Below are 17,460 nucleotides of genomic sequence, written 5' to 3'. Positions count from 1 at the left end.
CTGGCGTTCTTGGCCCTGCTTATGCGGGGATGGCCCGCTCCTTCACGAGCACTTGGCGGAGCTGCTGTTGTGCGCCCCGCACATGCGGGGATCCCGCCTCCGGGGGCCCTCACGGCGCCCCCGGAGGAACGAACCGCAACCCCTCCGGCACCCCCTCCTCGATCAGCCGCAGCAGCGCCTTGGTGTCCGCGTGCTCCTCGATCAGATCGCCCAGCCGGTCCAGTTGCTCCTCGCGCAGCGCGCCGAAGCGGGTGTCCGGCGCCGGCACGAACCGGCGGCCGGCCGCCCGGGCCACCTCCCGCAGGAACGCCCGCCGGAACCCGTCGCTCTCCAGGGAGCCGTGCCAGTGCGTGCCCCACACGGCCCCCGCCCGGCACCCGTCCAAGAACTCCTCGTCGCCCCCGGCCACTTCGGCGACGCCGTGGTGGATCTCGTACCCCTCCACCGGCTCGCCCAGCGCCTCACCGGACGGCCGGGCGAGCGTCTTCTCCACCGCGAACCGCACCCGTACCGGCAGCAGCCCCAGCCCGTCCACCGTGCCCGCCCGCGACTCGACCTCGTCCTCGATGCGCTCGCCGAGCATCTGGAACCCGCCGCAGATGCCCAGTACCGGGCGGCCCTCCGCGGCCCGCCGGACCACCGCGTCCGCCAGCCCGCGCTCCCGCAGCCAGGCCAGCGCGCGGACCGTGCCGCGGGTCCCCGGCAGCACCACCAGGTCCGCGTCGGCCAGCTCCTCGGGCCGGTCCACGAACCGCACCACCACACCCGGTTCGGCCGCCAGCGCGTCCACGTCGGTGAAGTTGGACATCAGCGGCACCGCGCACACCGCGACCCGGAGGATGTCCTCACCGGCCGGCGGCGCCACCACCACCGACTCGCGGACCGCGCCGCGCAGCGACACCCTCAGTCCGTCCTCCTCGTCGATGCCCAGCCCGTGCGCGTACGGCAGGACGCCGTACGTGGCCCGGCCGGTGAGCCCGCGGAGCATCTCCAGTCCCGGCTCCAGCAGCGTCACATCGCCGCGGAACTTGTTGACGAGGTAGCCGGCGACCAGCGCCTGGTCCTCCTGTGACAGCAGCGCGGTGGTGCCGAAGAACGAGGCGAAGACCCCGCCACGGTCGATGTCGCCGACCACCACCACCGGGATCCGTGCCGCCCGGGCGATGCCCATGTTGACGATGTCGGTCCGCCGCAGGTTGATCTCGGCGGGGCTGCCGGCGCCCTCGCAGATCACCGCGTCGTGGGTGCGCCGCAGCTCCGCCAGGCAGTCCGTCACGGTGCCCAGCAACTGCTCCTGGCGCCCGGAGTGGTAGCCGCGCGCGCTCAGCTCGCCCACCGGCTTCCCCAGCAGCACCACCTGGCTGCTGCGGTCGCTGCCCGGCTTGAGCAGCACCGGGTTCATCAGCGCGGTCGGCTCGACCCGGGCCGCGGCCGCCTGCATCGCCTGCGCCCGGCCGATCTCCGCGCCCTCCCGGGTCACGAACGAGTTCAGCGACATGTTCTGCGCCTTGAAGGGCGCCACCGAGACGCCCTGCCGGACCAGCCAACGGCAGATGCCGGCGGTCACCACGCTCTTGCCGGCGTCGGACGTCGTCCCGGCCACCAGCAGCCCGCCGCCCACGGCCCCGCCGGCCGCCCTCCTCCGCCCGTTCACCGGGTTCTCCTCCCGCTCCCGCGCAGACTCCTGCGCCATACCGTGCCCGCCGCCAGCCGGCCCGCCACCGTGACGCCCAGCGCCAGCAGGCCCACCCGCCGGGACAGGCGCACCGCCCGCTCGATGTCGGGCACCTGGGGCGGGTGTGCGCCGCCGTTGAGCACCGGCCGGTGCTCCACCCGCCCGCCGTACGCCAGGGTGCCGCCCAGGCGGACGCCCAGCGCCCCCGCGAACGACGCCTCCACCGGGCCCGCGTTGGGGCTCGGATGGGCCCCGCCGTCCGCCCTCCAGGCCCGCAGCGCACCGCGCCGGTCCGGGCCCGCCAGGACCGCCAGCGCCGCGGTCAGCCGGGCGCCGGGCCAGCCGGCGACATCGTCGAGACGGGCCGCCGCCCAGCCGAACCGCCGGTAGCGCGGCGACTTGTGACCCACCATCGCGTCCAGGGTGTTCACCGCCCGGAACGCCACCAGGCCGGGCACACCGCCGAGGGCGCCCCACACCAGGGCGCCCACCACCGCGTCCGAAGTGTTCTCGGCGACCGACTCCACCACCGCACGGGCCATCTGCGGCCCGTCCAGGGACTGCGGATCGCGCCCGCACAGATGCGGCAGCCGTTCCCGCGCCGCGTCCAGGTCGCCGACGGCCAGCGCACCGCCCACGGCCCGCGCCTCCCGGCCGAGCGAGGTGCCGCCCAGCACCGCCCACACGGCCGCCGCGGTCAGCGCGGTCCGGGCGCCCGGACGGTCCCGCAGGGCGCGTTCCAGCAGCGCGGCGCCGACGGCCGCGCCGCCCGCGCAGACCAGGGTGTGCGCCGTCCCGTGGCCGCGGTGGTCGCGCCACAGCCGGCGTTCGACGGCGCCCGCGGCCCGGCCGAACGCGGCCACCGGATGGCCGCGCCGCGGATCCGCCGCGATCAGATCGCCGAGGTAGCCGAGGACCGCGCCGCACGCATATCCCGCGTGTTCGCCGCGCATCGGATCAGGCCGCCGTCCGCCCTCGAAGGGACCCGGCGGCAGCGGGCAGGGGAGCTCTCGACGGGCAGCCGGGCATGGCGGTATGTCCTCACTCAGGGTCCGCGCCCTGGCTCGACGTGACGGCGACCAGAGTCTCCTGGCTCCCGGATCGGCGCCGCCCCCGGCCTTCCCGCCCGTACGGAGTACGGGCCGTGGCCCTCGTCGGAGGAGCGCTCCCCGGTGACAGTGGCGGGACCGCGCCGGATTCGCACCGGACTTCCTCTGCTGTCGCCGATTGGCCCCGGCAGTCCACCACGCCCCGCGAAGGCCCGTCAACTCACCCTTGACCTGCGAAGCAGCCCCACCGCCGGACCTGTGGCCAAAGCCACAGGGTGGCCGCCGGCTCACGGACGGTTGCCCCTGGCACGCCTCCCGCGCCACTATCTGGAGCACGGTGGGCGAAGGGGCCCGCCGGGAGGGGGACCGGGGGATGCCGGAGAGCGCCGACCGCCACGAGATCCGCATCAGGGTCGCGGGTACCAACAATCCGAGCCAGGACATCGACGACCTCACCGCATGGCTGGAGCGCGAGCCCTGGCTGACGCGGCACCAGCACGACTGGCAGCGCCGGCCCCGCCCCGAGGAGAGCCCCGGCCGCGACGCCGCCGACGGTGCGATGGCGGTCGGCGTCGACGACCTGGTCCTGGTCGTCGTCGGGGCGGTCGCCGCCGAGATCACCAAGGGACTGGGCATCGCCTTACGCGAGTGGCTGCGCCGCCGCCGGGAGGCCCGCGAGGAGGGCGAGGAGCCCTCGGTCGCGGTCGGCGCCGGCCCGCAGGTGCACGACCTCGGCGAGGGCCCGCAGCAGCCGGCCGACCCGGGGTCCGCGCGCCCCCGCACCGCAAGCCGTGCGGACGAGGACGGCAGCACCGGCGAGGACTGACCCGGATGTCCGAGTACGACGCCCGGGGCAAGGTCAACCGCGCCCTGCTGATCTGCGTCCACGACTACGAGACGCTGACCCGCCTGCCCGCCGTCGAGGACAACGCCGAGGCGCTCCGCCACGCCCTGACCCGCCCCGGCACCGACCTGTTCACCGCCGACGAGGTCGTGGTCTGCCGGCCGCACCGCCCCGAGGACCTCAGCACCGCCCTGCGCACCGCCGCCGACGAGGCGCGCGGCCTGCTGCTGGTGTACTTCTCCGGCCACGGCTGGGTCGGCAACGACGGCGCCGACCTCCAGTTGATGGTGGGCGCCTCGGACACCCGCCAGAGCCACACCACCGTCTCCTGGCAGGACACCGTGCTCTCCTGCCTGGACAACGCCCGCGCCGACCGCGTCGTGATCGTCCTGGAGTGCTGCTACTCCGGGAACGCCGACAGCGCCTTCCACGCCCTGCGCAAGCCCGTCTCGCTGCTGATGGCCGCCCAGCCCAACCGCCGGATCTTCAGCGGCGAGGAAGGGGCCGGCGGCACCGCCTTCACCCGCGCCGTGGTGCGGATCCTCGAACAGGGCCGCGCCGACCGGCCGTTCGTCACCTTCGACGACCTCGCCGGCGCCCTGCGCGACGAACTCGCCGACGAACGGACCCCGATGGGCGAGGCGTGGGAGCCGCGCGCCGCCAAACAGAACACCCTCGACGACGTCGTCCTCTCCTTCGCCACCCCCGAGGACCGGCCGGCCACCCCGCTGAAGATCCGGCTGCGCCGCTGGTCCAACCAGCACCTGCGGCGCCGCGCCAAGCTCCTCATCGCCCTCGCCGCGGTGTGCGCGCTGGTCGCCGCGGGCCTGGTCGCGGCCCGCGTGCTGACCCCGCCCGGCCCCTGCCCGCCCGCCCTGGAGCTGCGGCTGCTCACCGCGCCCGAGGCCGAGCCAGCCCTGCGCCGGGCCGCGTTCGACTACGAGATGTCCCCGCTCAACACCCGCCCGCTGGACGGCGAACAGGACCTCCCCGACGGCTGCCGGCGGGCCCAGATCACCGTCTACTCCGCCGCCAAGGACCAGATCGACCAGGGCTTCGCCGCCGCCGACCGCTGGCAGGGCGAGGCGCACGGCGGCGCCCCCGGGGCCCCCGCCAGGTCCACCGCCACCGACCCCCTCTACCGGCCCGGCCCGCAGCCGGACCTGTGGATCCCCGAATCCACCGCGGACTACGAGGAGGCCCGCCGCGGCATGCCGTCCACCGGCTCCCCGGCCACCCTGCACGACACCGGCCCGGTCGCCTACAGCCCCCTGGTCGTCGGCATCCCCGCCGGCACCCAACTCGACGGCGTCGAACGGGTCGACGCACCCTGGAAGGACCTGCTGACCAGCACCGACAGCGACCGCCAGAACCTGCGGCTGCTGCGCCCCAGCCCGGTCCTTTCCGGCACCGGGCTGCTGCACACCCTCGGCCTCTACCTCGCCGGCGACGGCGCCCCCATCGGGCCGTCCGGCGCCCCCGACCCCACCCGCGCCCGCGACGCCGAACGCCGCCTGGCCGCCCCCGGCAGCCAGTACGCCGGCAGCCCCGAACTCCTGTGCTCGCTGCGCCAGGACGGCGGCCCGGACCAGGCCCCGGAGCGGCCCGGCAACGGCCGGAGCCCGCACTCCGCCCCCCTGGTCTCCGAGAAGTCCCTCGCCGACTTCAACCTCGGCCACGCCCTCGGCGGCTGCCCCGCCCTCGACGCCCCGCCGCCCCTCGGCGACCGCTACTACGCCTACTACCCCAAGAACGTCCCGGCGCTGGACCACCCGCTGATCCGCGTGGACTGGGCCGGCACCGCCGACGCCGCACCCCGCCGGGCCGCCGTCGCCCGGTTCGCCGACTGGCTGCGCGACCCGGCCGGCGGCCAGCGGTCGCTCACCGCGCAGGGCTACCGCGGCCTCCCCGAGAAGGACGGCTCGGCGCCCCGCCCCGACGCCGCGTCCCCGCTCCTCAACCCCCGCGCCGACACCGACCCCACCGCCCCCGTCACCCGCTTCACCGCCGGCCCCGACCAGGTCGCCCAGGTGCTGGCCGACTACAACCGGGCGCAACGCGCCAGCCGGCTGCTGATCCTGATGGACACCTCCACCTCGATGGCCGACGGCGGCAAACTCCCGATCGTGGTCGGCGCCGCCGCCCGCGCCCTGGAGATGGTCGGCGCCCACCACACCTACGGACTGTGGACCTTCCCCGACCCCGCGCACCCCGGCGACCCGGCGGCGGTCCGCCGGGCCGTCCCGCTCGGCAGCACCGACCCCGCGCCCGGCCGGGCCGCCCTGGACCGGATCGCCAAGGGCGAACTGGTCGACCACGGCGCCGCGATGGAGGAGGCGCTGACCACCGCGGTGACCGAGATGAAGAAACCGGGCGAGGGCAACAGCGCCATCGTGCTGCTCATCGACGAGGACGACGGCGGCCCCCGGCGGGCCGCGGGCGTGGAACAGAAGCTCACCACCCTGCTGAAGGAGGCCCCCGAGGTGCCGGTGCTGACTGTGGTGATGGGCCGGGTGGGCTGCGACACCTTCGTCTTCCAGGGGCTGGCCCGCGCCTCCGCCGGGCAGTGCGTGTCCGGCGGCCCGGCCGCGCCCGACCTGCTGGCCGGGCTGGTCGCCTCGGTCGGCACCGCGGGGACGGTGCGGCGGTGAGGGCCAGGGCCGCGCTGCCGGCCGCCGCCCTGGCGCTGCTCCTGACCGCCGCGGTCGGCGGCTGCACGTCCGGACGACCGGCCCCCGAACAGGGCCCGATCGTCCTGGCCACCGGCAGCGACCTCAGCAGCTCCGGCGTCCGCCAGGACCTCATCCACGCCTGGGAGCGCCGCACCGGCCGCACCGTGCGGATCGTCAAACTCCCCGACACCGCCGACGCCCAGCGCAGCCAGCTGCTGGCCGCCGGACAGTCCGGCAACAGCGGCTACGACGTGCTCAACATCGACGTGGCCTGGACCGCGGAGTTCGCCGCCGCCCACGTCATCCGCCCCTGGGACGGCGGCCTGGACGGCGACTTCCTGCCCAGTGTGGTCAAGACCGCCACCGGCGACGACGGAAAGATCTGGGCGGTCCCCTTCAACACGGACGCCGGGCTCCTCTACTACCGCAAGGACATCCTGAAGAAGTACCACCATTCCGCCGAACCCCCCTCCAACTGGGGCGAGTTGAAGAACGTCGCCGTCGAGGTGACCAACGCCTACAACCGCGAGGCCGCACGGGCCGCCAAGGCCGCCGGCAAGGAACCGCCGCCCACCCTCTACGGCATGGTCGCCCAGCTGCGCCCCTACGAGGGACTGACCGTGAACACCCTGGAGGCCGCCTGGGCCAACGGCGGCAACCCGGACGCCACCAGCTTCAGCAAGGGCGAGCAGATCGGCGCGCTCCAGATGGGCGTCGCCGAGCTCAAGGGCCGGCTCGACACGATCATGCCGCACGAGGCCACCGCGATGGACGAGACCGAGAGCCGCCGCTGGTTCGCCGACGGCCGCGCGCTGTTCATGCGCAACTGGCCGGTGGAGTACGCCTCGATCGCCGAGAAGCTCACCCCGCTCGTCCAGTTCGACGTCGCCCAGCTGCCCGCCCGGCCCGACGGCAAGCGGATGTCGGTGCTGGGCGGGCAGAACCTCGCGATCGCCGCCGACAGCACCCACCCGTCCGGCGCCCGGGCCCTGATCGAGGCGCTGACCGATCCGGAGAGCGAACGCTGCCTGCTGGAACGGGGCTTCGCGGCGACCCGCAGCTCGGCCTACCGCACGGCCGGCGGGGCGCCGCACTGCCCGCTGCCGCCGGGCGATGCCCAGCGTGGCGAGCACGGCGCGGGCGGAGCGCCGTCCGCCCCGCCCGACGGGCCGCCGCCCTACACGCAGGTGCTCAAAGGGGCCCTGCTCGCCGCCGAGCCGCGACCGCGCAGCGCCCACTACCAGACCTTCAGCAAGGTGGTGCAGATCCGGGTCTCGGAGTACCTCGACAGCCAGGGCGGGACCGCCATCGCCGACGAGCTCGCCAAGGAGGCCGACCAGGCGCTCAGCGGCCGGCAGTGACGCATGCGAACGGGGCGCCCGAGGGCCGCGGCTGCTGCCGTGCCTTCTCGGACGCCCCGTCCGTTGCCGGATCCGCCGGCGTCGGTCTCAGGCGGCGACGATCAGGTAGATCCCGTACGCCACGGCCGCCGCGCAGAGCGCGAAGGCCGCCAGTGCCCCGGCGCGCGCCCCGGCGGCCGGTGCGGTGGGCGTGGTCGCCGGCGCGCCCTCCGCTGCGGGCTTGCGGGAGACGCCCACGATCCCGACGGTGAACAGGCCCACGAGCCCCACCGTCACCACGAGGCTGACGCCGAAGACCTGGCCGAGAGCTGCCCAGTCGATGTGCATTGCGTAGTCCTTAGGTCTGGGTGGTCGGCGTCAGGAGGTGGCCGCCGCGGGCCGGGCGGGGGATTGCGCCGGGTCCGGGTGGGTGGGAGCGGCAACCGGGTCCGGGTGGATGGGAGCGACAACCGGGTCCGGGTGGGTGGGAGCGACGACAGCCTTGGCGGCCGTCGGAGCGCTGGCCGGCGAGGCGACCGGGCCCGCCGGGGGCGGGGCGACGGTCTGCAGCGCCGTGGTGACGACACCGGCCGGCTCCGCCGCCGGACCGTCGTTGACGTTGGTGTGGTCCACCGGCTTGCGCCGGGAGGCCGCCCAGATGCCGCCGCCGATCGCCAGGGCCGACACGGCGACCGCTGTCACGCCCCAGGTGCCCTGGTCGGCGAGGAAGGCGGCACCCGCGGAGACCAGGCCGGCGGCCGGCAGGGTCAGCCCCCAGGCCACGACCATCCGCCCAGCCGTGGACCAGCGCACCACGCCGCCCTTGCGGCCCAGCCCGGAGCCCATCACGGCGCCGGAGCAGACCTGGGTGGTGGAGAGCGCGAAGCCGAGGTGGGAGGAGGCCAGGATGGTGGCCGCGGCGCCGGTCTGGGCGGCGAAGCCCTGCGGCGGCTGGATGTCGGTGATGCCCTTGCCCATGGTGCGGATGATCCGCCAGCCGCCCAGGTAGGTGCCGAGCGCGATGGCCAGGCCCGCGGAGGCGATGACCCACATCGGCGGGTCGGAGTGCGGGGCGACGACCCCGCCGGTGATCAGCGCGAGGGTGATCACACCCATCGTCTTCTGCGCGTCGTTGGTGCCGTGGGCCAGCGAGACCAGGGCCGCCGAGGCGATCTGCCCGGCGCGGTAGCCCTTGGCGGTGTCGGCCTCGGCGCGGGTGCGGGCCAGCCGGTAGGTGAGCCGGGTCGCCGCCATCGAGGCGAGCCCCGCGACGAACGGAGCGGCCACCGCCGGGATCAGGACCTTCATCACCACGGCCTGGCCGTGCACCCCGTGGGTGCCGACGGAGACCAGCGTCGCGCCGATCAGACCGCCGAAGAGGGCGTGGGACGAACTGGAGGGGAGACCGGCGAGCCAGGTCAGGAGGTTCCAGATGATGGCGCCGACCAGACCGGCGAAGATCACTTCAGGTCTGATGCCGGAGCTCTCGTCGATGATGCCGCCGGAGATGGTCTTGGCCACCTCGACGGAGAGGAACGCCCCGACGAGATTGAGTCCCGCCGACATCGCCACCGCGGTCTTGGGTCGCAGGGCCCCGGTGGAGATGGTGGTGGCCATAGCGTTGGCCGTGTCGTGGAAGCCGTTCGTAAAGTCGAACACCAAGGCCGTGACGATCACGATCCCGATGAGAAGCGTGATGTGTTCCATTCACCCAGGCAATCCGTTTGGAAGGTCAGTGTCGTCGGGACCGTACGGACGACGGGTGAACGGAAAGTGAACTGGGCCGGGCGCCGCGGTGACACCCCCGCAGTGTTCACGCGGAGGCGCCTCAGCTGCCACTTCCGTCTCACCCGTCGGCAAACTTCGTGAGCTGGGCCAGGGTCCCGTTCCAGCGGTCCTGATCGCCCGGCAGCGGCCCGTGGGAGGCGTACTGCCGGAGGGTCGGGTACGACCAGCCGGCGGGCGGTCGCACCGCGTCCGAGTAGTCCGCCAGCCAGAGCGGATGGGTCGCGCCGAAGGCCCGGTTGCCGCCCGTGCAGCGATTCCACCGCCGGGTTGTGGTGTAGATCACCGGCCGCCGGCCCGTGGTGCGCCGCACCTCGTCGCGGAACGCCCGTATCCAACGGACCGTCGCCGCCCGGCCCAGCCCGAAGCACGGCCGCCGGGCGTCGTGCGGGGTGTGCTCGATGTCGAGGGCGGGCGGCAGGGTCCAGCCGTCGGCCTTCCAGTGACCGCCGTGCCGGAGGTAGTACCGGGCCTGGCCCAGCGGCCGGCCGTCCGCGGCGGCCCGGGCGGGATGTCCGGCGAGTGCGGTGCCGGCCGGCGATACCACCGCTATCACGGTCGCCCACCTGGCCCGGGGGGTGGTGCGGTCACAAGTCATGGATCCCCCTGGGTGATGACATGTGAGGGGTGCGGTTCACTCGACGCTAATGGATGATCGACGCAAGATGGTCGATCTCCGGCCAATTCACCTGAGAGGAATAGGTATCCACATATGGCGGATACCGGGTGGATGGTGCCATGGCGTACAGTGCCCCGGCCCGCCCGTACGGTGTAGTGGATCACCCTCGTGCGTTTCCGCACGTCCCGCAGCGTCGCACCGGAGGACCCATGAAGGACCACCCCGACCACCTCGCCGACGCCTGGAGCGAGCTCGTCGCCACCGCTCGCCGGACCGCCGCGGACGGGCTCGTCGTCGGCACCTCGGGCAACGTCTCGGTCCGTGTCAAGGACCTGATCCTGGTCACCCCCAGCGGTGTCCCCTACGACCGGCTCGGCCCCTCCGACATCACCGGGGTGGACCTCGAAGGCCGCCCGATCATCGGCCGGTTGCGCCCGACCAGCGAACTTCCGCTCCACCTGGCCGTCTACCGGCACACCCCGGCGACCGCGATCGTGCACACCCACGCCCCGCACGCCACCGCCGTCTCCACCCTCGTCCCCGAACTCCCGCCCATCCACTACATGGCCGCCGCGCTCGGCGGACCCGTGCGCGTCGCGCCCTACGCGCTCTACGGCAGCGACGAACTCGCCGCCCACATGCTCGACGCGCTCCGCGACCGCACCGCCGCACTCCTGCAGAACCACGGCACCATCGCCTACGGCGACGACCTCGCCCAGGCACTGGACCGCACGGCCCAACTGGAGTGGATGTGCCGGGTCTGGCTCACCGCCGTCTCCGTGCCCGGCCACACCCCCAGCCTGCTGTCGCCCGCCCAACTGGACGCCGCGGGGGAGCGGCTGCGCGGCTACGGCCAGCACGGCCACGCCCCCGCGTAACGCTCCGCCGAGCGCGCCGCGCAGCACCCCGGGAAGCGCCCCGCCCGGCCCCGTGACCGGCACGACACCGCTGGTCCGGCGGCCGACCCCGGGCGCCCGGTGGCCGGGACCGGGGGCGCTGCGCACACTGGAGGGGTGCGACGGGGAACCGTGGCGGCGGTGACCGCCACCACAGTGATCGGTGCCGGGGCGGCCGCCGTGGCGGCCGGGCGGTACGCCGGCGACGTTGCCCTGAAACCGTCGCCCGGCCACCCCTTCCCGGGCGACTCCCGGCTCACCGTCCACTCCGCCGCCGGCGACCGCATCGCCCTCACCCGCAGCCTGGTGTCCCTCAGACCCGGCACCTACGGCCTCTCCGGCGCCGGCTGCCATGCGGTGGTCGGCCCCGTCGTCCACGGCGGCCCGCACCCCGCCGACGCCGTCGTACGCCGCCTGGAGCGGGTCACCCACGGCACCCTGAGGCCCGGCGCCCGGATGCGGCTGACCCCGCAGGTGCACATCGGCAACCCCCAGGACGCCCTCGGCATCACCTGCGCCGACGTCGACATCCCCGGCGAACTGGGGGCGCTGCCCGCGTGGTTCGTGCCGGGCGCCCGCGACACCTGGGTCATCGCCGTCCACGGCATCGGCACCACCCGCGAACACCCCATGGTGGTGCTGCCGTTCCTGCACCACCACCGCTTCCCCGTCCTCGTCCTCTCCTACCGCAACGACCCCGGCGCCCCGCGCACCGCCGACGGCATCCACCACCTCGGCGAAACCGAGTGGCGCGACCTGGACGCCGCGATCCGCTACGCCGTCCGCTACGGCGCCCGCAGGGTCGTCCTGTACGGCTGGTCCGCCGGCGCCACCATGGCGCTGCGCGCCGCCGTCAACTCCGCCCTGCGCCACCGCGTCTCCGGCCTCGTCCTGGACTCCCCGGTCCTGGACCGGGACGCCACCGTCCGCGCGCTGGCCGCCGCCCGGCGCATCCCGCGGGCCCTGCTCCCGCTGGCCGTCCGCGCCGCCGAGGGCCACACCGGACTGCCCGTCGACCGCCCGGCCGACGCCGTCGACCCCGAAGAGCTCGACGTGCCCGTCCTCCTCTTCCACGGCCCCGAGGACCTCCTCGCCCCCTGGGACGCCTCCCGGCGCTTCGCCGCCCGCCGCCCGGAGCTGATCACCCTTCAGCCCGTCCCGCACGCCCCGCACGCCGCGATGTGGAACGCCGCCCCGGACCGCTACGAGGAGACCCTGCGCCGCTTCCTCACGCCCCTCATGTGACGGCGCCGCCCGGCGGAGGTGGACGGGCGGACAACTCCCCCTATCGGGGATGGGGCGGCGGGGTGACGCGCACCGGAAGAGCCGCAAGCCGGGTTCCGATTGGGTTTTCGGGCCGTCAGCGGCAAGACTGCTCTTGTGACGTCCCGTACACCGCGCGACTCCCGGCTCCGACTCGTCCCCCGCCAACCGATTGCGGCCGCCCGCCGGGCGGTGAGCACCCGGGCCACCCGCCCGGCGCCCCGGCCGCCCGAGGGCACCCCGTCGCCCGCGGAACTGGCCCGCCAGGCCCGTGCCGCACTGGCCGGCGCGGCCCGTCTCGCGCGCTGGGCCGACCGCGCGGGCAGCCTCCGCGCCGGCCCCGACGGATCGCTCCCGCAGGCCGCCGCGGCCGGCGCCGCCGAGGCCCTGGGCCTGACGCCCCACCAGGTCCGAACCGACTGGGACCGAGCCCGGCTCGCCGGACTCGTCGAACTCCACGACGGCCTCGCCCGCCCCGGCTGGCGGCTGCGCGCCTGGGACCGCGACGACACCGCCGCGCTGCGCGGCTGGGTCGCGCTCTTCGACGCCTGGTCGCTGGCCCTGCCGGCCCCGGCGGCGGCCGGCCCGGCCGCCGTCGCCGAGGTCGTCGAGGCCGTCCCGCAGCTGCTGTCCCTGCTGCACCTGTCCGCCGGGCCGGTACGCCTGCCGGTGCTGCTCGACATGCTCGACCAGCGCGTCGCCGAACTGCGCACCGAACGCTGCGAGGTCCCCTACGGCGCGGACCCGGCCCCGGACGGCACCGACGCCGCGGGAACGACGAGCGACGCCGCGGGGGCGCCGCTCGCCGACCTGCTGCGCTGGGCGCTGGACGCCCTGCGCGCGGTCGGCGCGCTGATGCCGCCGGCGGGCGCCGGCGGGGCGGCCCACCAGGGCGCCGAAGAAGCCGGCCGGCACGGCCAGGAGGCGCAGCTGACGCCGCTCGGCAACTGGTCGGTGTGGGTCAAGCTGGAGCAGATCTGCGTCGCCGCGCAGAGCCCGGCCGGCAACATCGAGCAGTCCGCGGAGGCGATGCTGCGCGGCTGCGCCCGGCTGACCCCGGGCCCGGCCCGTGCCGAGTACCGCGCCTGGCTCGCCGCCCGCTCCGTCGGCGCCGCCGTCGAGGAACTGCTCGCCGTCGCCCGCGGCGAGGACGCGCTGCTGCGCGGGCTGGCCTTCGAGGCGCTGCGCGCGGTCGGCGCCCCCGCGGAACCGGCCGTGCGCACCGCCGCGGAGGAGCCGGGCCTGCGCCCCTACGCCCTGCTGTGGCTCTTCGAGCACGAGGGCGGCGACCCGGAGACCGCGCCCGACGTCCTCACCCGCGAGGAGTCGACCTGGCTGTGGGTGGACACCGCGGCGGCCGTGGCCGACCACGGCGAGACCCAACTGCTCGTCCGGCACCTGGACTCGGCCGTCCAGGGCTCGGTGCCGCGACTGCTGGAGGAGGTCCGCGCCGTCGGCCACCCGCGCACCGTCCAGGTGCTGGTGGCGCTGGCCGCGGCCCACCCCGACCCGGCGCTCGCCAAGGCCGTCCGCCGGGCGGCCTTCCAGGTCCACACCGGCGGCGCGTGACGGCCCGGGCACTCCGGCCGGGCGGGGCGGGCTCTCACCCCGCCCCGCCCGGCCGGTAGGTGCCGAAGCTCCAGACGTTGCCCTCGGCGTCCCGGGCGAGGTAGTCCCGCGCGCCGTAGTCCTGGTCCGTGGGCGGCACCAGGATCTCCACCCCGGCCCGCCGGGCCCGTTCGCAGTGCTCGTCGGGATCCTCGACGACGACGTAGACGCCGCTCGGTCCGGCGCCCTTCATCGCCTCGTCGAACGGGCCGCCGCGGCCCTTCGAACCGACCATCACCACCCCGTCGCCATAGGCGAGTTCGGCGTGCAGCACCTGTCCGTCCGCGCCGTCGTACCGCACGGCGACGGCGAATCCGAACGCCTCCGTCAGCTGTCCGAGGGCGCCCGGGACGTCCCGGTAGAGCAGAGTGGGGAACATCGTCGGCGTGCCTGCCATGCTGATCACCGTGCCTCTCGCGCGCCGGACGGCACCCCACCGCCCGGACTCCTGTGTCCTGGCTCACAGTCTCGCAGCGGGGACCGACAACGCCGGAAAACGACTTGCACCGGCCCGTTAGACTGCCTGCATGGCAGTTCTCCTTTGGGTTCATTAGACGGCGTAGACCGCTCTCGGACCGTCCGTCCAACCCGCCGTCTTCCTGCCCTGGAGTTTTTCCGTGATCACCGCTTCCGGCCTTGAGTTGCGCGCCGGCGCCCGCATCCTCATCGAGTCCGCCTCCTTCCGCATCGCCCGCGGCGACCGCATCGGCCTGGTCGGCCGCAACGGCGCCGGCAAGACCACCCTCACCAAGGTGCTGGCCGGCCAGGGCATGCCGGCCAGCGGCACGGTCACCCGCTCCGGCGAGGTCGGCTACCTCCCGCAGGACCCGCGCACCGGCGACCTGGACGTCCTGGCCCGCGACCGCATCCTCTCCGCCCGCGGCCTGGACGCCGTCCTGCGCAAGATGCGGGAGAACGAGGACCGGATGGCGAACGGCAAGGGCGCCACCCGCGAGAAGGCCATGAAGAAGTACGAGCGGCTGGAGACCGAGTTCCTCACCAAGGGCGGGTACGCCGCCGAGGCCGAGGCCGCCACCATCGCCGCCAGCCTGGGCCTGCCCGACCGCATCCTCGGCCAGCCCCTGCACACCCTCTCCGGCGGTCAGCGGCGCCGCGTCGAGCTGGCCCGGATCCTCTTCTCGGACTCCGACATCCTGCTGCTCGACGAGCCCACCAACCACCTCGACGCCGACTCCATCGCGTGGCTGCGCGACTACCTCAAGACCTACCGCGGCGGCTTCATCGTCATCTCGCACGACGTCGACCTGGTCGAGACCGTCGTGAACAAGGTGTTCTACCTCGACGCCAACCGCTCGCAGATCGACGTCTACAACATGGGCTGGAAGCTCTACCAGCAGCAGCGCGAGGCTGACGAGAAGCGCCGCAAGCGCGAGCGCGCCAATGCCGAGAAGAAGGCCGCGGCGCTCAACTCCCAGGCCGACAAGATGCGGGCCAAGGCCACCAAGACCGTCGCCGCCCAGAACATGGCCAAGCGCGCCGACAAGCTGCTCGCCGGACTGGAGGCGGTGCGCGCCTCCGACAAGGTCGCCAAGCTGCGCTTCCCGGACCCGGCGCCGTGTGGCAAGACCCCGCTGACCGCCGAGGGCCTGTCCAAGTCGTACGGCTCCCTGGAGATCTTCACCGACGTCGACCTGGCCATCGACAAGGGCTCCCGGGTCGTCATCCTGGGCCTCAACGGCGCCGGCAAGACCACCCTGCTGCGGATGCTGGCGGGCGTGGAGACCCCCGACACCGGCGAGGTCCGCCCCGGCCACGGCCTCAAGCTCGGCTATTACGCCCAGGAGCACGAGACCCTGGACCCGGACCGCACGGTCCTGGAGAACATGCGTTCCGCCGCGCCCGACATGGACCTCGTCGAGGTCCGCAAGGTGCTGGGCTCCTTCCTGTTCTCCGGTGACGACGTCGACAAGCCCGCCGGCGTGCTCTCCGGCGGCGAGAAGACCCGCCTGGCGCTGGCGACGCTGGTCGTCTCCTCCGCCAACGTCCTGCTGCTCGACGAGCCCACCAACAACCTCGACCCGGCCAGCCGCGAGGAGATCCTCGGTGCGCTGCGCACCTTCACGGGCGCGGTGGTCCTGGTGACGCACGACGAGGGCGCGGTGGACGCGCTGTCGCCGGAGCGGATCATCCTGCTGCCGGACGGCGTGGAGGACCTGTGGGGCCAGGACTACGCGGACCTGGTCGCGCTGGCCTGATCACCGCCGTACCGGTGCCGCCGGATGGATCACGCTCGCTGGATCATTCGGCCCATGGGTGATCCATCATCTGAGTGAGAACGGCTCGTACACCGGCGAGCCTGCGGCTTGCGGCCGGGCCCTGTGGGCCCGGCCGTCGCCTTTTCGGTGGCACACCACCTGACCTGGCATTTCTCGCGTATCGGGGCGCGCGTGGGCGCGGCGGGGCGTGCGGAAGAACGAATTCCGACCGCGCCGGGCGCCCGGGGGACGGCAAAGGATGTCCTACGGACCTAGCGGAATGGGTGGCCAGGAAGCCGAGGAGGGGTGATCATGAGAGTCCAGAGCGCACTTCCCACGAGGAGGCACGGGTGGCCGAGACTCTGAAGAAGGGCAGCCGGGTGACCGGCGCCGCGCGCGAGAAGCTCGCGGCAGACCTGAAGAAGAAGTACGACTCCGGAGCGAGCATCCGGGCGCTGGCCGAGGAAACCGGCCGCTCCTATGGATTCGTGCACCGGATGCTCACGGAATCCGGCGTGGTCCTGCGCGGCCGCGGCGGAGCCACGAGGGGCAAGAAGGCCGCCTCAGTCTGAGGCCCGCGGCTCCGGGTGCAGTGGTGCCCCCCGGCCGTCCGAGGAGTCGGCCGGGAGGTTACCGTTCAGTCACTTACGCACGCAGGTGCGGTGGCTGACTCGGAGGCGCCCTCATGACTCTGCTCGACAAGCACGGTGTGCGGCTCACCGTGGACGACGCGATCGCCACGGTGACCCTCGCCAACGCGGCCAAGCGCAATGCGCAGAGCCCTGCCATGTGGCGGGCGCTGGCCGAGGCGGGCTCGTTGCTGCCGGGAAACGTACGGATCGTGGTGCTCCGCGGTGAGGGCAAGTCGTTCTCCGCGGGACTGGACCGGCAGGCGTTCACGCCCGAAGGGTTCGACGGCGAGCCGTCGTTCCTCGATCTGGCACGCGGTTCCGACGAGGCGCTGGACGCCACGATCGCCGAGTACCAGGAAGCGTTCACCTGGTGGCGGCGGAACGACCTGGTGTCCATCGCCGCAGTCCAGGGCCATGCCATCGGTGCGGGCTTCCAGCTCGCCCTCGCCTGCGACCTGCGGGTCGTCGCCGAGGACGCCCAGTTCGCCATGCGCGAGACCAGCCTGGGCCTGGTCCCGGACCTGACCGGCACGCACCCCCTGGTCGGCCTGGTCGGCTACGCCCGGGCGCTGGAGATCTGCGCCACCGGGCGCTTCGTGCATGCCGCGGAGGCCGAGCGGATCGGCCTGGCCAACCTCGTCGTGCCTGGCGCCGAACTCGACGCCGCGGTGGCCGACCTGGCCGCCGCGCTCACCGCCGCGCCCCGGGACGCCGTCATCGAGACCAAGGCCCTGCTGGCCGGTGCCATGGACCGCACCTACGAGGAGCAGCGCCGTGCCGAGCGTGCTGCCCAGGCGCGGCGGCTGCGGGACCTGGCCGGCGTCGGGGACTGATCACCCGCACCGCCCCGCGGTCACCGGC

General features: G+C 74.3%; 15 protein-coding genes and 1 riboswitch. Of the genes, 9 read left to right on the top strand and 6 right to left on the bottom strand.

Going from position 1 to position 17,460, the window contains the following annotated elements; all coding sequences use genetic code 11:
• Nucleotides 1-109: 109 nt before the first annotated feature.
• Both JNO44_RS12845 and JNO44_RS12840 read right to left on the bottom strand, forming a co-directional pair.
• Nucleotides 110-1,654: a cobyric acid synthase gene (locus JNO44_RS12845; protein ID WP_205364102.1), complete on the bottom strand. Its 1,545-nt coding sequence runs from the start codon at nucleotides 1,652-1,654 to the stop codon at nucleotides 110-112.
• Nucleotides 1,651-2,628: a cobalamin biosynthesis protein gene (locus JNO44_RS12840; protein ID WP_205364101.1), complete on the bottom strand. Its 978-nt coding sequence runs from the start codon at nucleotides 2,626-2,628 to the stop codon at nucleotides 1,651-1,653. Before JNO44_RS12840 ends, JNO44_RS12845 begins: the two co-directional genes overlap by 4 nt.
• A 130-nt stretch (nucleotides 2,629-2,758) precedes the next feature.
• A riboswitch (cobalamin riboswitch) is annotated at nucleotides 2,759-2,889 on the bottom strand.
• Nucleotides 2,890-3,097: 208 nt separating this feature from the next.
• Here JNO44_RS12840 and JNO44_RS12835 point away from each other — a divergent pair.
• The 3 genes from JNO44_RS12835 to JNO44_RS44410 are packed head-to-tail and all read left to right on the top strand — an operon-like array spanning nucleotide 3,098 to nucleotide 7,601.
• Nucleotides 3,098-3,550: a hypothetical protein gene (locus JNO44_RS12835; RefSeq protein ID WP_205364100.1), complete on the top strand. Its 453-nt coding sequence runs from the start codon at nucleotides 3,098-3,100 to the stop codon at nucleotides 3,548-3,550.
• A 5-nt stretch (nucleotides 3,551-3,555) separates the two neighbouring features.
• Nucleotides 3,556-6,219 (top strand): caspase, EACC1-associated type, encoded by a 2,664-nt coding sequence (locus JNO44_RS12830; RefSeq protein ID WP_205364099.1) that lies wholly within the window; start codon nucleotides 3,556-3,558, stop codon nucleotides 6,217-6,219.
• Complete coding sequence (locus JNO44_RS44410) at nucleotides 6,216-7,601, top strand: extracellular solute-binding protein (RefSeq protein ID WP_205364098.1); 1,386 nt, start codon at nucleotides 6,216-6,218, stop codon at nucleotides 7,599-7,601. Before JNO44_RS12830 ends, JNO44_RS44410 begins: the two co-directional genes overlap by 4 nt.
• Before the next feature lie 87 nt (nucleotides 7,602-7,688).
• Here JNO44_RS44410 and JNO44_RS12820 read toward each other — a convergent pair whose 3' ends face one another.
• The 3 genes from JNO44_RS12820 to JNO44_RS12810 all read right to left on the bottom strand — a co-directional run bounded on the left by JNO44_RS12820 (nucleotide 7,689) and on the right by JNO44_RS12810 (nucleotide 9,921).
• Entirely contained in the window at nucleotides 7,689-7,928 is a 240-nt protein-coding gene (locus JNO44_RS12820; RefSeq protein ID WP_073444963.1) for a hypothetical protein, read from the bottom strand.
• A 30-nt stretch (nucleotides 7,929-7,958) separates the two neighbouring features.
• Nucleotides 7,959-9,287, bottom strand: coding sequence for an inorganic phosphate transporter (locus tag JNO44_RS12815; RefSeq protein ID WP_205364097.1), 1,329 nt, complete (start codon nucleotides 9,285-9,287; stop codon nucleotides 7,959-7,961).
• Nucleotides 9,288-9,426: 139 nt separating this feature from the next.
• Nucleotides 9,427-9,921 (bottom strand): GH25 family lysozyme, encoded by a 495-nt coding sequence (locus JNO44_RS12810; protein WP_240167529.1) that lies wholly within the window; start codon nucleotides 9,919-9,921, stop codon nucleotides 9,427-9,429.
• 272 nt (nucleotides 9,922-10,193) lie between these two features.
• Here JNO44_RS12810 and JNO44_RS12805 point away from each other — a divergent pair, with 272 nt between their 5' ends.
• From JNO44_RS12805 to JNO44_RS12795, 3 genes are all read left to right on the top strand, one after another.
• On the top strand, nucleotides 10,194-10,862 hold the full coding sequence (locus JNO44_RS12805; RefSeq protein ID WP_189857952.1) for a class II aldolase/adducin family protein: 669 nt from the start codon (nucleotides 10,194-10,196) through the stop codon (nucleotides 10,860-10,862).
• A gap of 135 nt (nucleotides 10,863-10,997) precedes the next feature.
• Complete coding sequence (locus tag JNO44_RS12800; protein WP_205364090.1) at nucleotides 10,998-12,125, top strand: alpha/beta hydrolase; 1,128 nt, start codon at nucleotides 10,998-11,000, stop codon at nucleotides 12,123-12,125.
• A gap of 135 nt (nucleotides 12,126-12,260) precedes the next feature.
• Nucleotides 12,261-13,712 (top strand): hypothetical protein, encoded by a 1,452-nt coding sequence (locus tag JNO44_RS12795; RefSeq protein WP_079181953.1) that lies wholly within the window; start codon nucleotides 12,261-12,263, stop codon nucleotides 13,710-13,712.
• 34 nt (nucleotides 13,713-13,746) lie between these two features.
• On the opposite strand, the gene JNO44_RS12790 is transcribed toward JNO44_RS12795, so the two are convergent.
• The gene (locus tag JNO44_RS12790) at nucleotides 13,747-14,148 is read right to left on the bottom strand and encodes a VOC family protein (protein WP_067353037.1); all 402 of its coding nucleotides are present in this window, start codon (nucleotides 14,146-14,148) and stop codon (nucleotides 13,747-13,749) included.
• A 220-nt stretch (nucleotides 14,149-14,368) separates the two neighbouring features.
• Between JNO44_RS12790 and abc-f the strand changes: the two genes are divergently transcribed.
• The 3 genes from abc-f (at nucleotide 14,369) to JNO44_RS12775 (ending at nucleotide 17,432) form a co-directional block, all read left to right on the top strand.
• A complete protein-coding gene (gene abc-f, locus JNO44_RS12785) occupies nucleotides 14,369-15,967 on the top strand; it encodes a ribosomal protection-like ABC-F family protein (protein ID WP_039637600.1) in 1,599 nt (532 codons plus the stop codon).
• A gap of 350 nt (nucleotides 15,968-16,317) precedes the next feature.
• On the top strand, nucleotides 16,318-16,539 hold the full coding sequence (locus JNO44_RS12780; RefSeq protein ID WP_066977790.1) for a helix-turn-helix domain-containing protein: 222 nt from the start codon (nucleotides 16,318-16,320) through the stop codon (nucleotides 16,537-16,539).
• Between the two features lie 113 nt (nucleotides 16,540-16,652).
• Complete coding sequence (locus tag JNO44_RS12775; protein WP_205364088.1) at nucleotides 16,653-17,432, top strand: enoyl-CoA hydratase/isomerase family protein; 780 nt, start codon at nucleotides 16,653-16,655, stop codon at nucleotides 17,430-17,432.
• The last annotated feature ends 28 nt before the right edge of the window (nucleotides 17,433-17,460 follow it).

The organism is Streptomyces noursei (genome assembly GCF_016917755.1).
GTDB classification, from domain to species: Bacteria; Actinomycetota; Actinomycetes; order Streptomycetales; family Streptomycetaceae; genus Streptomyces; species Streptomyces yunnanensis.
Note: the sequence above shows the minus strand (reverse complement) of the source record. Positions and strands in the feature narration are given on the sequence as shown.

What these genes read in the sequence shown, in the direction of transcription:
- JNO44_RS12830 (WP_205364099.1), top strand. Translation starts at nt 3,556, where the DNA reads ATGTCCGAGTACGACGCCCGGGGCAAGGTCAACCGCGCCCTGCTGATC.
- JNO44_RS12840 (WP_205364101.1), bottom strand. Translation starts at nt 2,628, where the DNA reads ATGCGCGGCGAACACGCGGGATATGCGTGCGGCGCGGTCCTCGGCTAC.
- JNO44_RS12820 (WP_073444963.1), bottom strand. Translation starts at nt 7,928, where the DNA reads ATGCACATCGACTGGGCAGCTCTCGGCCAGGTCTTCGGCGTCAGCCTC.
- JNO44_RS12835 (WP_205364100.1), top strand. Translation starts at nt 3,098, where the DNA reads ATGCCGGAGAGCGCCGACCGCCACGAGATCCGCATCAGGGTCGCGGGT.
- JNO44_RS12790 (WP_067353037.1), bottom strand. Translation starts at nt 14,148, where the DNA reads ATGGCAGGCACGCCGACGATGTTCCCCACTCTGCTCTACCGGGACGTC.
- JNO44_RS12805 (WP_189857952.1), top strand. Translation starts at nt 10,194, where the DNA reads ATGAAGGACCACCCCGACCACCTCGCCGACGCCTGGAGCGAGCTCGTC.
- JNO44_RS12775 (WP_205364088.1), top strand. Translation starts at nt 16,653, where the DNA reads ATGACTCTGCTCGACAAGCACGGTGTGCGGCTCACCGTGGACGACGCG.
- JNO44_RS12815 (WP_205364097.1), bottom strand. Translation starts at nt 9,287, where the DNA reads ATGGAACACATCACGCTTCTCATCGGGATCGTGATCGTCACGGCCTTG.